Raw genomic sequence first — 13346 nt, forward strand, 5'->3', positions numbered from 1 at the left:
GAAATATTTGGGCACCCTAGAGCGCCATGTCGTCCCTGTGAATGAGTGCGGTGCGGCCGGTGTATCCTAAGATTCCTTCGATATCTCCGCTTTGGCAACCTTTGATTTTGGCGGCTTCCTGTGCGGTATATGCACTCAGGCCCTGTCCGATTTTGTGCCCGTCAGGGGCCAAAATTTCGATCGGGTCACCTCTGCCGAACTGTCCGGTGACGGCTGCCACACCCGCTGGCAACAGACTGTTGCCTTTGGCAAGCGCGCCTGCCGCACCAGCATCCACAAGAAATGCCCCTTGCGGTTTCATGGACCCGATCCAGCGCTTGCGTGCCAGATGCGGCGTGCCTTGAGCTGTAAACCACGTGGCATTTGCGCCGTTTTCAAGTGCTGTCAGGGGGCGTAATGTGCTGCCTTCGGTGATCGCCATCGCACAGCCACCCATCGTTGCCGTTTTGGCAGCAAACAGTTTGGTGATCATGCCACCCTTGGACAGGCCCGATGTCCCCTCGCCCGCCATCAGTTCGATCTCTGGCGTGATATTGTCAATCACATCAAAGCGTTTGGCGTCTTTGTTAATCATGGGGTTGTCAGAATAAAATCCATCCACATCTGACAGCAGAACCAACATGTCGGCGCCGGTTGTCAACGCCATTTGTGCCGCTAGGCGGTCGTTGTCACCGTACCTGATTTCGTCGGTGGCCACGGTGTCGTTCTCGTTCACAATGGGAACGACACCCAAATCCAGTAGCTGCTTTAACGTGGCGCGTGAATTCAGATATCGCCGCCGATTGGCACTATCTTCCAATGTCACCAGAACCTGTGCGGTGGTGATTTCAAACGGTGCCAAGGCTTCTTCATAAGCGCGTGCCAGCCGGATTTGCCCAACCGCTGCAGCCGCTTGCGATTGTTCCAGCAACAGATCTTTTCGGGGCAACCCGAGCACTTCGCGACCCAAGGCAATAGACCCAGAGGAGACCAGAATAACGTCAATACCGCTGGACTTCAGCCAAGCCACGTCTTGCGCCAGCGCACCAAGCCAATTTTGGCGCAACTGACCCGATTCACGATCAACCAAAAGGGCGGATCCGATTTTTACCACGATCCGTTTTGCAGCGGTTAGGGACGCCACGGCTCAGGCTCCTCTTGTGCCTTTTTCTCGCGCAAGCGATTGTCGTCGATCTCGTTGCGCAACGCGCGCAATACATCCGTCACGCCTTCACGGCTGACGCCTGACATCAATAGCACAGGGCCTCCGACGGCGGCCTCAAGTTCTTCTTTCAAGAACTCGCGTTCTTCATCGTCCAGCGTATCGATTTTGTTCAAGACCGTGACGCGCGGCTTTTCGGCAAGAAACCCGCCATAGGCCTCGATCTCGGTGATGATGGTTTGCCAATCTTCAATCGGGGTGCCCGATGTGCCGTCGACCAGATGCAACAAAACAGCACAGCGCTCGACGTGACCCAAGAACAAATCCCCAAGGCCCCGCCCTTCTGAGGCGCCTTCAATCAGGCCCGGAATATCCGCAACCACAAATTCAACATTATCGACACCGACAACGCCAAGGTTGGGATGCAGTGTCGTAAAGGGATAGTCAGCAATTTTGGGACGCGCATTTGATGTCGCAGACAGAAACGTGGATTTCCCCGCATTTGGCAGCCCCAAAAGCCCCACATCGGCGATCAGCTTCAGACGCAACCAAAGGGTCCGTTCCACACCTGCCAAACCGGGATTGGCGCGCCGTGGCGCCTGGTTTGTCGCGGACTTAAAGTGCAAGTTCCCAAAGCCGCCATTGCCGCCCTTGGCCAATAGCACGCGTTGCCCGACCTCGGTCATGTCAGCAATCAGGGTTTCCTGATCTTCGTCAAGAATTTCAGTGCCCACCGGGACCTTAAGGACAATCTCGTCACCGCTTTTGCCGGTGCGTTGTTGCCCCATACCGGGCAATCCGTTTTTAGCAAAGAAGTGTTGTTGATAGCGAAAATCGATCAACGTGTTCAGGCCGTCAACGGCTTCGGCCCAGACATATCCGCCGTTGCCGCCATCACCGCCATCCGGTCCGCCGTATTCAATATACTTTTCACGGCGGAAAGACACACAGCCTCCACCGCCGCCACCGGAACGGATATACACCTTGGCAAGGTCGAGGAATTTCATTGACGTGTCCTTTTGGGCAATATGTGCCCCGCCTGATAACGCAATTGCAGGGGGAGGCTCAATCTAATTTCAGGCTATAGGTCCATGTTGGGACCGCGGCATTGCGCGCAACCGAAAAACTCTCGGCGTCGCCCAAGTATTGAAAGCCGCCGTTGGTCAAGACACGTGCAGATGCAGGGTTGTCTTGAAATACACAGGCAAACACGGTTTTGCTCTCAAGCGGATTAGCCGCAATCAGAGCACGGACTGCGGCAGACGCAAGCCCTGTGTTCCAAAACGCGGGCGCAACCCAATACCCGATTTCACTTTGACCGGTATCAACACGCTTGAGACTGATCAGCCCCATTATTTCAGATCCATCCGTGTGTGTGCCATCAATGGCCCAAACGTCTTCTACACGGGATGCATCCTGGGCACGCGCAATCAGCGCCTCGATGCTTCCGGGTGGTAGCGGATGCGGAATAGATGACGTCATACGTGCGACCGATCGATCACCAGCGTACATTTCGATCAATCCCTGATCCGACCGCCGCAAGGGACGCAGCACAAAGCGCTCGGTCTCGATCACCGGCTGGTTTATGATTTTATCAAGTTTCATGTGTGGCCCTCCTCAAAACAACACATAAAGAACCGATGCGACCGTTAAGATCGCCAAGGTCCACATTAAATACCTCTCCGCAGGTTGCCCCGCGACAAGGTGTGCGATCCGGTCTCCTCCAAAAGTCCAGATCGGATGAAATACGGCCTGACAGGCCAAAAGCGAAAACGCGATTGTCGCCGTGGCCTGAAGGGCGGGTGTGCCGGGTGTGACAAAACTGGTAAACCCCGTCACAACCATGGCCCAAGCCTTTGGATTCAAAGGATGCACAGCCAGACCAGCCACAAAACCAGGCGCCTTCACGAGGCTCTCTTGGTCTACAGATAGTCGCAAATTGGCAACCTTCCATGCCAACCAGCAAATATACGCCGCTGACACCCATTTCAGGATTTGAAACACCCATGGCGCTGTCTCAAGCAGCGACATCAAGCCAAAGCCAATCGGCCAGATAATAAGCTGTTTGCCCAGAGCCACTCCTGCCACGAATGGCAAGGCCTTCTGAAACCCAAACCGTGCCCCCGTTGCCAGCAATGCCATGTTGGCCGGCCCGGGTGTTGCCACCTGAGACGCTGCAAACGCGGTAAAGCTGATGACTGCAACAGTCATGAACGGGGTCCTGTCTGAAAAGAAAAAGGGACCGGCGGTATCGCCGATCCCCTTAATGTCTTGAAACCTTTAAGGTCGGCTTATTCAGCGGCCTCCGCCACTGGCAGAACCGAAATAAAAGTACGGCCCTTGAGGCCTTTGTGGAACTTTACGTTTCCGTCAACAGTTGCAAAGATTGTGTGATCTTTGCCCATACCAACGCCCTCGCCCGGCCACATTTTTGTGCCGCGCTGACGCAGGATGATGTTGCCAGGAATGACGATTTCGCCACCGTATTTTTTCACACCAAGGCGGCGACCAGCTGAGTCGCGACCGTTACGGGATGAACCACCTGCTTTTTTATGTGCCATATCGCTTGTCTCCTATGCTCAGCTTACGCCAGTTCTTTGGCTTGGTCGACCCAGCCTTCACGCTCGATGCGGCCTTTGAACGACAATTTCTCGTCGAACTCAGCAATATCGGCTTCGGTCCAAGCTGCGATTTGTGCAAACGATGTCACGCCTGCTGCAAGCAGCTTTTTCTCAAGTGCGGGGCCAACACCAGACAACTTTTTCAAGTCATCTGCGGCAGCGTCTGCGGATGCTTCTACAACAGGTGCGGCCGCTTTTGCGTTCCGAGCTGGGTTGTTAGAAGCTGGAGCCATAGCAGCTACAACAGAAGCTGGAACCGAACCGGTGCCAACAGCAGCTTTGACACCTGATTTATCAGCGCCAGAAGCGAGAATATCAGTGATCTTAACCAAAGTCAGTTTTTGACGGTGACCTTTGGTACGCTTAGAGCTGTGCTTACGACGACGTTTTACAAAGTGGATGACCTTATCGCCTTTGATTTGGTCAACAACTTCGGCCTGTACGGCGGCACCGTCTACGAGAGGCGCGCCAACAACGGTCGAGTCACCGCCCAGCATCAGAATCTCGTTGAATTGAACTGTTTCGCCAGCGTCTGCAGCCAGTCGTTCAACGCGCAGGATATCACCTGATTGAACTTTATACTGTTTGCCGCCGGTCTTCAGGACTGCGAACATGCCCTATTTCCTTAGTATTACCGCGTTCTGTGGCCCCCTTACGGGTGTTTTTGGCAAATGCCGCCTCGAACCGCGCGCTCCGTTTCGGAACGATGTTTCAACAAAACACGGCGCAAGGAGAGCCCTACGCCGAGATGCGCGCTTATCCTTTGGTTCTCTTGTGAAGTCAACACCTATTTGGCGGCTCACAAATCCTGTGCAGGCTGCATATCGGCCATCCGCACCGCAAGGACTTCAAACCGGTTGAGCATCACCTCAAAGTGCACAGCATTCATCAACTCGTATACCAGCTGCATCTCGGGATCTTCAAGCGCTTCGGTATAGGCCAAGATCTCCGCGTCGGTGAAATTCTGATAGGTATATGCCGAATTGGCCAACGCAGACTCTTCCATCGACTTCAGCAATTCAGGTTCGGTTTCGGCCAAAGCCGCCCGCAACCCGTCCTCGTCGATGCGCAATTCAATCAATCCTGCATAAGCCGCAGCCAAGATGAACCGAACCTGAATTTCCTGAATGGCTTGGGGGCCAATATCGTTTGGATCAATCGCTTGGTTCATACGTTTGAGCATATCAATGCGCGCGCGGTTTTCGGCCATCAACTCTGTGACCAGCTTTTCACCCTCGGCGTATTTGACCGCGTCCTCTTCAAAATGCGACGCGTTCTCAGCGTCCACCAAACGTTGCCCCAAATCCGAAGCATAAAAAGTAGCCGCATGGGCAAGCATGTCGTCGCTTAGGGTTTGCTCAAGAATATCCGTGGCACGGGTCTGCATCAATTCAGGTTGAAAGACGTCGTTGGCCAGTCTGGTCCATTCCAAACCAAAGTCGCTGGCATCCATCCCAAGCATATCAGGCGCAGAGCTTGCAGAAAGCGCGATCGAGTCAATTGCCACATCAAACCCTGTCACCTTTAGAAAGGCCGCAACGCTGGCGCGATCTGCGGCCATGACCGATGTTCCCAGCATCACAAAGCTCAGGACAGCAAAGGCAAACAACTGCACTGCACGGTTTCGTACTCTTTGCATCAGGACGTTCCTATCAAATGCGCAATCTCCATTATTACAGCCTAGTCAAAAACAAATGACAAACAATGCAAAAGGGCTCTTGCACCCTTCTTCAAAGCCCATTAAACGACGCCTCCACAGACCCCCGCGGAGAGGTGCCGGAGTGGTCGAACGGGGCGGTCTCGAAAACCGTTGTCCCTGCAAGGGGACCCAGGGTTCGAATCCCTGTCTCTCCGCCACTTGGCAATATTAAGCAGTTTCGCTGGAACCCAATCCCCCCAGATGGGGCCGTTATTGTTGACATATCCACATTCGTTATTGCTTTTCTGTTCGATTAGGCTCGTTTCTATTCATTGCGTGGGAGGAATTGTGGTACTTTCATGGTTGCTCTAAGCGGAAAGCTGACGAAGAATTTGGTCCGATCCCTTGGGGTTGGCCGTCACGGCGACGGGAGCGGCTTGTACCTCGTTGTTGATCCATCGGGCGCAAGGCGCTGGATTGAGCGTGTCACAGTGAAGTGCCAGCGCAACCGCGAAGGCAAGCCACTTCGTACCGATTTCGGGCTTGGCGGTGCTGACGTCGTGACATTAAACGAAGCACGTGACCGCGCGTTGGAATACCGAAGGTTGGCAAAACGAGGGATCAACCCGCGCTACAACGGCAGGCAGGAAATCCCCTGCTTCGAAGAGATCGCCCGACAAGTTCACATAGAGCGTCTTCCGGCATGGAATAACCCAAAGCACGGGCAGCAGTGGATCAACACTTTGGCTGAGTATGCTTTTCCCAAAGTAGGACGGTTGCCGGTTTTGGAGGTTGGTCAGCCCGAGGTACTACAAGTGCTGCTTCCCGTGTGGACGACAAAGCACGAGATAGCCAAGCGTTTGGCACAGCGGATAAAAGCTGTTCTGGACGTCGCGAAATCCAAAGGCTTTAGGGATGGTGAAAACCCGTCACAACCATCCGGGACGCACGCGTGCTGCCACAGGTCAAACAGAAGGTACAGCACCACAAGGCGATGCATTGGAAGGATGTGCCCACCTTCTATGCGGATCTGGCTACCAAGGAGGCCATGGCCGCAAAGGCGCTCATGTTCACCTGTCTCACCGCCAGTCGCACAAGCGAGGTGCTTCACGCGTGTTGGGGAGAGTTTGATTTTGACCAACAGCTTTGGATCGTTCCGACGTCGCGGATGAAGGCCGACCAAGAGCACCGCGTACCCTTAACACCAGAGATGTTGGCAATCATTGAGCCACTGAAGGCGATGCACTCCGAGGTCGTGTTTGAGGGCCAGAAGTGCCACAGGCCTATGAGCAATATGGCGATGCTCATGTTGCTGCGGCGCATGAAAAGCACGCGAGTGCAGCGAATTCACACCTTCCGCCCTAGTTACCATCTGACCATGTCTGCTCTGGGCCGAAACTCTTGCTGCATTGAAGCAGGGCGTCTGCCTTAAGCAGCCCCGAAAGCCGAGGTTCCAGAGGATCATAGTTCGGGTTGAAACCGGGGCCGCAGATGAGCCGCCCCGGCGCTTATCATTTGACTTTGCCGGGCAAGCTGAGGTCGCCAGAAGCAACATCAAACACATCCACAACACAAAGCAGCGGCGAATGGATGTTGGCATTCACCCGCAAGGCTGCGGTCACGCCATCATAGGCGACACCTTCCAGATCAACATCGCTGCGGACCCCCACATTGACCGCAATCTCCGGGCCGTCAAACAGCGGGGTAAAGCCCGGGCTGTCCAGAAAGATCGGGAAACCCGGCCAAGTTGCTGGCAGTTGCGGAGTTTCCCCGTCTGGTATGTCGCGAACGGCAAGCGCCCCCGGCCCGCAAGCTTCTGTTGGGGTCAGAACAACCCAATGGCTGTGCCAGACGATACCATCATTCCCCGGATCGCCGTCATTGTTTTCATCAAAAAGCGGCGTGTCATCAAAATCTGGGTGGCTGGTTGCCGCCATCGCAAGAATTCCGGTGCCGCCTTCAAAGCCAACAGCGGACGGATCCAATGACGTTGGCCAGACATAAGACAGCACATTTGCCCCCCCTACCCCACCTGTGGCGTCGGGAACGTCCGCGCCGGCAACGCCATTTGTCGTCATGTGAAACGTCACGACATTGCCTTTGCGATGCGCATGGGCGGCCAGAATATCAAAGGACGCAATCTTTGCCGTGTCTGCGTCGGACAGGATTGCGCCGTCTTGATTGATGGCATGGCCATGATCGTGGCCGCCTTCGGCCATCGCCGAGGCTCCGAGCAATGAAGCAATGGTGGTGAGTGTGAAAAATGATCTGGTCATGTTGCGTCCTTTCAAGTGATTTCGACTCACTACTAGTATCGAGTCGAAACTATTGCAATGACTGTTTCGAGTCGATATTAGTGAGGACATGACAACACACACTCAAATTCGCGAGCTCATTAATCGACTTGCCCGGCTGGATGCGGCATCGGGTTGGGCGGGGAATCTAAACCCCACCCAACGCTCGGTGCTTGGCTATCTTGCCCGCGCAAATCAGTTTTCCAGAAGCCCATCCCATGTGTCGGATTATCTTGGAACAACCCGCGGAACCACGACCCAATCGCTCAAATCCCTGTTGCAAAAGGGCTATGTGAAGGAGCAACGTTCCGAGTTGGACAAGCGGGTCATAAGCTATGCGTTGACGCCAAAAGGTCAGGACATCGCCGGATCGGCCGTCCCGATGGAAGATGCGCTAAACGCGCTTGGCAGCAATGAACGCGACGCTCTGCAAAGCGCATTACTAAGCACCCTGCGAAACGCGCTTGCCAAAAATGGCGGGCGCGAATTTGGCCTCTGCAAAACCTGCATTCACCACCGCGAAAAAGGGGGTGCCCCCTATTGTGCCCTTCTGAAAACCGCCCTGTCAGCTGAGGAAGCCGACCAGATTTGCCACGAACAGGTGCCTGTATGACCAAAGCAACACTCTCCTCCATCATTGATGGGATCTTCTGTGGCCAGGTTCAACATCGCTGGCAGGAGCGCGGGCCTTCTGCCATCAACAAGACCGCTGTCACGGGTCCTCAGACCATTGATGAGAATGGTTTTATCAAAGATGCGCAGGCGGATCTGGAACACCATGGCGGGTCTGACAAAGCGATCCATCACTATGCGTCGGATCACTATCCAACATGGATCAGCGAAGGTGAGATCCCCAAAGGATCGATCCCCGCCGCTTTTGGCGAGAACATCGCAACAACAGGGATCACAGAGGAAACGCTCAACATCGGGGATATCCTGAGCATGGGTACGGCTGTGGTTCAAGTCAGCCAAGGTCGCCAACCGTGTTGGAAACTATCCGAGCACACGGGCAACAAGCGCATGGCCTATCTGTTTCAGAAAACAGGCCGAACGGGTTGGTACTACCGCGTTTTGGAAGGGGGCAAAGTGGGCGTGGGTGATAGAGTTCAGCTTTTGGAACGCCCGCAACCCAACTGGTCCATCAAACGCGTGACAGCGGCGCGGCTTCTGCGTCAAGTGTCTGATGAAGAAGCAGCGATACTTGCCGAAATGCCAGAACTGGCGGTGGGGTGGCGTACGGCTTTTGCCAAGATGGCGTCGGGAAACCGGTCAGAGGACACCACCAAGCGGCTAAACGGTTAGCGGCACACGACCAGCCTGTTCCAATGTTGGCCGGATATAGAGATGCCATCAGGGATTGGCTTACCCAAACAAATCCTGATGGTGTGCAAACAACTTCACAATCTTCTGCGCGGTTTTTCGGACATGCGGCAATGTTCCGGTTTCATCATGAGTGACCAACCACTGAGTATGCCTGAGGCAATCGATTTCTGCGCAACACGCTTGCAATCGCGGCTCTTGCTCTCCGACAAATCGCGGCAGAACACAAAGGCCGGCACCGTTGGCCACCGCCTCCAATACGGCATGAGGTGTATCGCAAACCAATCGGGCGGAATCGCCGATGCGCTGACGTAACCAAGACGATGACGTGCCCGTTGCTCCAACAGCCGAAAGAATGACCCAGTCACAGTTTTCGTAACGATCTTCAGATTGGCTTGATGGGTTGGACCGGCAATAGGTCGAGGATCCGTAGATGCCAAAACTGACAGGGCCAATGCGTGTTTTGGCGATCCCCTGCTGCTCCGAAATCTTGTTTCGAATGGCAATATCGGCCTCGCGGCGTGAAACGTTAAGAAAGCTGGCCCCAGATAGAAATTCGATGCGCGGCGCCGTCGCGCCGCCGGTGATCTCCTCTAGGTGCTGGGCCAGAAAGACGCTGGTCCAAGACCCCGCTGTAATTCTGACGACTGGGCGTTGATCAAGCTGTGCGCGCCACGTCTGAATGGATTTGGAGTGCGTCTCCATTTCCTGAACTTTGACCAGCAACTCCCGACCGTGTTGCGTCAAGCTGTAACCGGTTTGATGTCGCTCAAAAAGCTGGATGCCAAGGTTGTCTTCAAGGTGGCGCATCCGGCGGCTTAATGTTGGCGGGCTCGACGCAGAAACCGCAGCCGCACCGATAAGCCCACCTTCATTTGCGACGGCCAAGAACAGTCTAAGGTCTTCCCAACTTGGCATTCCATTTTTGAAACTCATCTTTTGACCTTTCGCGTCGACCGTCAGAAACTTCAAGAATAAACAGCATTGTGAGCTGATTTTTCGATGCATATTTGAAAAATCGGCTTTCCATAAATGAAATGCTTGCTGCCCCGATACACTCTCAAATACCGTATCCGGCCCTGCAACAGCAACAAAGGGAAACCACATGCCTTCAAACCATATCGTTCTCGTGACGTTTAAACCCAAGCCTGAAAGCTTTGGAAATTTTGAAACCCTCATCGCATCTGTCCAAGCTGACTTGCCGGGCGCAGAAGGATGCAATCGGGTTCGGGTGCTTCGCAGCGTTGAACAGCCACCTGCATTCGTTTTGATTGAGGATTGGGAATCCAAAGACCTCCATGCCGCACATGTTGCCGGGCTGGTTGAAACGGGTGCATGGGCCAAAATAGAAGCGATGCTGAATGAGCCTCCAGCAAGTGTCGTACTCGGTGAAATCTAGGCAATAGTGCGGGCAAATTTTTAGCTTATAGGCATTTGCCCGCACGACAAAAGCTGTGGCGGAGATTAATAAACCAATCAGGCACTTTCGGTGCCCGTGCGCTCTACCAACCAGAGGCCGATTGCTTTGCTCTAATCAAAAGCGAGTTCTGCTTGGAGCTTGATGCCGTAACTGAACAAACGGCCGAGTTCGGTTTTTAGAAGTCTATTGATTGAGTTTTTCAAAGATTGAGTTCGGATCTTCGGAATTGTTCGCCTCTCTGCCGAACCTAAAGTCCTTGTGACTTTTGGAACCAACATGAGGCACACAATGATGAAAACACAAAGCTCCCCCCCCGAGTTCTGGCCGAATAACGCCCGCCTAGCCATCTCGATTTCGATGCAATTTGAGGCCGGAGCACAAGGTGCCGATGCCGAAGGGCCATTTCCGCCGATGGAGGACGGATTGGTCGATACAATTACCCCCACGTGGTACGAATATGGTATGAACGAAGGCATTCCCCGGCTGCTTGATTTATGGGATCGCCATGGGGTTAAAGTGACCTCTCATATGGTCGGGCAAGCGGTTGAACGTAGACCGGATCTTGCCAAAGAACTGGTGGCCCGTGGGCACGAAGCCGCAGCGCACGGGTACAACTGGACCCCTCAGTTTGGGATGACACCCGACGAGGAGCGCGCGTCATATGAAAAGAACATTGAGGTTGTTGAGCGGATAACTGGTCAGCGCCCCATCGGCTTTAATGCTTTCTGGATGCGCCAGACACGCGCGACATTCAACATCCTGCAAGAACTGGGTTTTCTGTATCACACAGATGATTTGTCCCGCGACGAACCCGCGTTGACCATGGTGCAGGATAAGCCACTTGTTGTGGTGCCTTACACGCTGCGTTGCAACGATATCGGACGGTTTTCATCACAAGCCATGACGGCGTCAAGCTTTGAACAAGAGCTGAAAGACGAATTTGATGTTTTGTATGCCGAAGGCGCGACGCGGCGGCGCATGATGTCCATCAGCACACATGATCGCATCGGTGGAGCCCCAGGGATTGTAGGTGCGCTGGATCGGTTCCTGACCTATGCCAAACAACATGAAGGTGTGGTTTTCATGCGTAAAGATGAAATCGCAGAATACACTTTGGAACAGGATGATGTTCCTGTGAATCCTCCGCGCATCTTTTAATTCTTAAGCAAATTTCACGGCCAAACAATTGGGCCCCAAGAAGCCTTATTGTTTGGCCTGAGCAAAATCTGCATTTGAGACCCACATGATTTTTTCGGCACCCATACGCGTTAGGTCAGAGATCTCAACTCAACACAGAAAGACCGTCGCTATGCGCCTCAATATTCTGACCGCCGCCCTGACAATCACCCTTACAACAGGCACCGCCCAAGCACAGGAAACCTTTACTCTGACAAGCCCTGATTTACAGGCGGGTCAGACGATTCCTGACCCGTTTTACTGGAACAGTTTCGGCTGCACCGGAGAAAACACCCGCCCAGAATTGGCCTGGACCGATGTGCCTGAAGGTACAAAAAGCTTTGCCGTCACGTTTTATGACAACGACGCCCCCACCGGCAGCGGTTTCTGGCACTGGAGCACCTACAACATTCCCGCCGATGAAACCGGAATTGGCACGAACCTCCCTGCGGCGGCGGTCGAAAACAACACTGACCTCAACCAACCCGGATTTTTCGGCCCTTGTCCGCCAGTGGGACGGACGCATACCTATACCTACACCGTATATGCGCTGTCGTCAGACCATCTTGATCTGCCTGAAAACGCCTCGGCTGCGCTGGCCGGATTTTTCTACAACAGCAATGCCATTGCGACTGCAACACTGGATGTGATCGCTGGCCCACGGGCAGAATAACGAAAGTATTTTGACGTCGGCAGGATAAGATCCGCCTGCGACATTCTTTTGGTTTTCCAAATTGTGAATTCGCATTTACCGAGATTATTCTCCATCTCCGATACCTTATCTTGTTTTCGGAGACGGCCTAGCCATGCATCAAGCCACGTCGGTTCAATGCTATTGGCAAGGCCATTCCCCCGACTGGCTCACGCGCACTGTCGCGTGGGCTACTTTTTTGGAAAAGGTCCCGGACATGAAAACCGTAATTGCCATTGGCCAAGGGGCCGCAAAAGACAGCTTTCGTATGGTGGACCACCCAATCCCCGAGCCCGGCACAGGCGAGGTGCGGGTGCGTATCTATGCCAGCGGCATCAACCCTTCTGACTACAAGGTGCGATCTGGCGCGCAAGGTCCTCTTCCGGAAGGAGATGTCATCCCTCATTCAGACGGTGCTGGAATTATCGAAGCGGTTGGTGCAGGCGTGGCGTCCTCACGAATTGGCGAACGTGTTTGGGTCTTCAATGTGAACCGCTCGGCAGACGGCATGACACAGGGCAACCGAGGAACCGCGGCGGAACAGATTGTGGTCGATGTTGCATATACTGCCCTGCTCCCTGATGGCATCTCCTTCGAACAGGGGGCCTGTTTGGGTGTTCCGGCGATGACAGCTCACCGTGCACTCATGGCTGACGGCCCCATCAAAGACAAATGGGTATTGGTCACGGGCGGAGCCGGCGCTGTCGGCCTTTGTGCAATCGCATTGGCCAAATGGGCTGGAGCACGGGTGATCACGACAGTCAGCGGACCAGAAAAAGCTGAACACGCACGCCAGGCTGGGGCTGATCACATCATCAACTATCGTGAAGAAAATCTGCCTGAAGCAGTGTTGGCGGTCACTAACGGCACAAAGATTGATCGGATCGTTGATGTGGCCCTGTCCGACACGATGCAAGACGCACATCTTTACCTTAGACAGGGCGGGGTCATCGCGCATTACGCCACGACCAACCCCGCGTGAAGTGGTCCGGCAAATTCGGACAGCGTGCTAAGATGTATCCAACCCGATTGAATGGATACAAG

The 13346-nt window shown here is 54.1% G+C and carries 16 protein-coding genes, 1 tRNA gene and 1 pseudogene; 9 read left to right on the forward strand and 9 right to left on the reverse strand.

Features of this window, described 5'->3' with window-relative positions:
- Positions 1-16: 16 nt before the first annotated feature.
- The 7 genes from proB to FAP39_RS14090 all read right to left on the reverse strand — a co-directional run bounded on the left by proB (position 17) and on the right by FAP39_RS14090 (position 5401).
- Positions 17-1123: a glutamate 5-kinase gene (proB, locus tag FAP39_RS14060; RefSeq protein ID WP_138017021.1), complete on the reverse strand. Its 1107-nt coding sequence runs from the start codon at positions 1121-1123 to the stop codon at positions 17-19.
- Positions 1111-2148: a GTPase ObgE gene (gene obgE / locus FAP39_RS14065; RefSeq protein WP_138017022.1), complete on the reverse strand. Its 1038-nt coding sequence runs from the start codon at positions 2146-2148 to the stop codon at positions 1111-1113. Before obgE ends, proB begins: the two co-directional genes overlap by 13 nt.
- A 58-nt stretch (positions 2149-2206) precedes the next feature.
- Positions 2207-2746: a GNAT family N-acetyltransferase gene (locus FAP39_RS14070; protein ID WP_138017023.1), complete on the reverse strand. Its 540-nt coding sequence runs from the start codon at positions 2744-2746 to the stop codon at positions 2207-2209.
- Between the two features lie 12 nt (positions 2747-2758).
- On the reverse strand, positions 2759-3352 hold the full coding sequence (locus tag FAP39_RS14075) for a LysE family translocator (protein ID WP_138017024.1): 594 nt from the start codon (positions 3350-3352) through the stop codon (positions 2759-2761).
- A gap of 80 nt (positions 3353-3432) precedes the next feature.
- Positions 3433-3702: a 50S ribosomal protein L27 gene (gene rpmA / locus FAP39_RS14080; RefSeq protein WP_138017025.1), complete on the reverse strand. Its 270-nt coding sequence runs from the start codon at positions 3700-3702 to the stop codon at positions 3433-3435.
- A gap of 23 nt (positions 3703-3725) precedes the next feature.
- Positions 3726-4376: a 50S ribosomal protein L21 gene (locus tag FAP39_RS14085; protein WP_138017026.1), complete on the reverse strand. Its 651-nt coding sequence runs from the start codon at positions 4374-4376 to the stop codon at positions 3726-3728.
- A gap of 185 nt (positions 4377-4561) precedes the next feature.
- On the reverse strand, positions 4562-5401 hold the full coding sequence (locus FAP39_RS14090) for a DUF2059 domain-containing protein (RefSeq protein ID WP_138017027.1): 840 nt from the start codon (positions 5399-5401) through the stop codon (positions 4562-4564).
- 128 nt (positions 5402-5529) lie between these two features.
- Between FAP39_RS14090 and FAP39_RS14095 the strand changes: the two genes are divergently transcribed.
- From FAP39_RS14095 to FAP39_RS17815, 3 genes and pseudogenes are all read left to right on the forward strand, one after another.
- A tRNA-Ser gene (locus tag FAP39_RS14095) sits at positions 5530-5619 on the forward strand.
- A gap of 141 nt (positions 5620-5760) precedes the next feature.
- A pseudogene (locus tag FAP39_RS18005) lies at positions 5761-6276 on the forward strand (phage integrase central domain-containing protein); the annotation flags it as partial.
- A gap of 77 nt (positions 6277-6353) precedes the next feature.
- On the forward strand, positions 6354-6833 hold the full coding sequence (locus FAP39_RS17815) for a tyrosine-type recombinase/integrase (RefSeq protein ID WP_246059165.1): 480 nt from the start codon (positions 6354-6356) through the stop codon (positions 6831-6833).
- 79 nt (positions 6834-6912) lie between these two features.
- On the opposite strand, the gene FAP39_RS14105 is transcribed toward FAP39_RS17815, so the two are convergent.
- Entirely contained in the window at positions 6913-7677 is a 765-nt protein-coding gene (locus FAP39_RS14105) for a hypothetical protein (protein ID WP_138017028.1), read from the reverse strand.
- An 88-nt stretch (positions 7678-7765) separates the two neighbouring features.
- Between FAP39_RS14105 and FAP39_RS14110 the strand changes: the two genes are divergently transcribed.
- Together FAP39_RS14110 and FAP39_RS14115 are read left to right on the forward strand one after the other, a co-directional pair.
- A complete protein-coding gene (locus FAP39_RS14110) occupies positions 7766-8308 on the forward strand; it encodes a MarR family winged helix-turn-helix transcriptional regulator (protein WP_138017029.1) in 543 nt (180 codons plus the stop codon).
- Complete coding sequence (locus FAP39_RS14115; RefSeq protein WP_138017030.1) at positions 8305-8997, forward strand: MOSC domain-containing protein; 693 nt, start codon at positions 8305-8307, stop codon at positions 8995-8997. Before FAP39_RS14110 ends, FAP39_RS14115 begins: the two co-directional genes overlap by 4 nt.
- Positions 8998-9057: 60 nt before the next feature.
- Here the strand turns inward: FAP39_RS14115 and FAP39_RS14120 are convergent, their stop codons facing one another.
- Complete coding sequence (locus FAP39_RS14120) at positions 9058-9951, reverse strand: LysR family transcriptional regulator (protein WP_171006868.1); 894 nt, start codon at positions 9949-9951, stop codon at positions 9058-9060.
- Positions 9952-10120: 169 nt separating this feature from the next.
- Here FAP39_RS14120 and FAP39_RS14125 point away from each other — a divergent pair, with 169 nt between their 5' ends.
- The 4 genes from FAP39_RS14125 to FAP39_RS14140 all read left to right on the forward strand — a co-directional run bounded on the left by FAP39_RS14125 (position 10121) and on the right by FAP39_RS14140 (position 13284).
- Positions 10121-10414, forward strand: coding sequence for a putative quinol monooxygenase (locus tag FAP39_RS14125; protein WP_138017032.1), 294 nt, complete (start codon positions 10121-10123; stop codon positions 10412-10414).
- A gap of 309 nt (positions 10415-10723) precedes the next feature.
- Positions 10724-11593 carry a polysaccharide deacetylase family protein gene (locus tag FAP39_RS14130; protein ID WP_246059167.1) on the forward strand — a complete coding sequence of 290 codons (870 nt, stop codon included), beginning with the start codon at positions 10724-10726 and terminating at the stop codon, positions 11591-11593.
- A 151-nt stretch (positions 11594-11744) separates the two neighbouring features.
- Positions 11745-12284, forward strand: coding sequence for a YbhB/YbcL family Raf kinase inhibitor-like protein (locus FAP39_RS14135; protein ID WP_138017034.1), 540 nt, complete (start codon positions 11745-11747; stop codon positions 12282-12284).
- Positions 12285-12519: 235 nt separating this feature from the next.
- The gene (locus tag FAP39_RS14140; protein ID WP_171006869.1) at positions 12520-13284 is read left to right on the forward strand and encodes an NADPH:quinone reductase; all 765 of its coding nucleotides are present in this window, start codon (positions 12520-12522) and stop codon (positions 13282-13284) included.
- Positions 13285-13346 lie beyond the last annotated feature (62 nt).

The sequence above is a fragment of the Shimia litoralis genome, assembly GCF_005518135.1.
Taxonomy (GTDB): Bacteria; Pseudomonadota; Alphaproteobacteria; order Rhodobacterales; family Rhodobacteraceae; genus Shimia_E; species Shimia_E litoralis.

Bases quoted from the DNA above. Each gene is read 5' to 3' on its own strand.
- obgE (WP_138017022.1), bottom strand. From the start codon at position 2,148: ATGAAATTCCTCGACCTTGCCAAGGTGTATATCCGTTCCGGTGGCGGC.
- FAP39_RS14070 (WP_138017023.1), bottom strand. From the start codon at position 2,746: ATGAAACTTGATAAAATCATAAACCAGCCGGTGATCGAGACCGAGCGC.
- FAP39_RS14075 (WP_138017024.1), bottom strand. From the start codon at position 3,352: ATGACTGTTGCAGTCATCAGCTTTACCGCGTTTGCAGCGTCTCAGGTG.
- rpmA (WP_138017025.1), bottom strand. From the start codon at position 3,702: ATGGCACATAAAAAAGCAGGTGGTTCATCCCGTAACGGTCGCGACTCA.
- FAP39_RS14085 (WP_138017026.1), bottom strand. From the start codon at position 4,376: ATGTTCGCAGTCCTGAAGACCGGCGGCAAACAGTATAAAGTTCAATCA.
- FAP39_RS14090 (WP_138017027.1), bottom strand. From the start codon at position 5,401: ATGCAAAGAGTACGAAACCGTGCAGTGCAGTTGTTTGCCTTTGCTGTC.
- FAP39_RS14105 (WP_138017028.1), bottom strand. From the start codon at position 7,677: ATGACCAGATCATTTTTCACACTCACCACCATTGCTTCATTGCTCGGA.
- FAP39_RS14110 (WP_138017029.1), top strand. From the start codon at position 7,766: ATGACAACACACACTCAAATTCGCGAGCTCATTAATCGACTTGCCCGG.
- FAP39_RS14115 (WP_138017030.1), top strand. From the start codon at position 8,305: ATGACCAAAGCAACACTCTCCTCCATCATTGATGGGATCTTCTGTGGC.
- FAP39_RS14120 (WP_171006868.1), bottom strand. From the start codon at position 9,951: ATGAGTTTCAAAAATGGAATGCCAAGTTGGGAAGACCTTAGACTGTTC.
- FAP39_RS14125 (WP_138017032.1), top strand. From the start codon at position 10,121: ATGCCTTCAAACCATATCGTTCTCGTGACGTTTAAACCCAAGCCTGAA.
- FAP39_RS14130 (WP_246059167.1), top strand. From the start codon at position 10,724: ATGATGAAAACACAAAGCTCCCCCCCCGAGTTCTGGCCGAATAACGCC.
- FAP39_RS14135 (WP_138017034.1), top strand. From the start codon at position 11,745: ATGCGCCTCAATATTCTGACCGCCGCCCTGACAATCACCCTTACAACA.
- FAP39_RS14140 (WP_171006869.1), top strand. From the start codon at position 12,520: ATGAAAACCGTAATTGCCATTGGCCAAGGGGCCGCAAAAGACAGCTTT.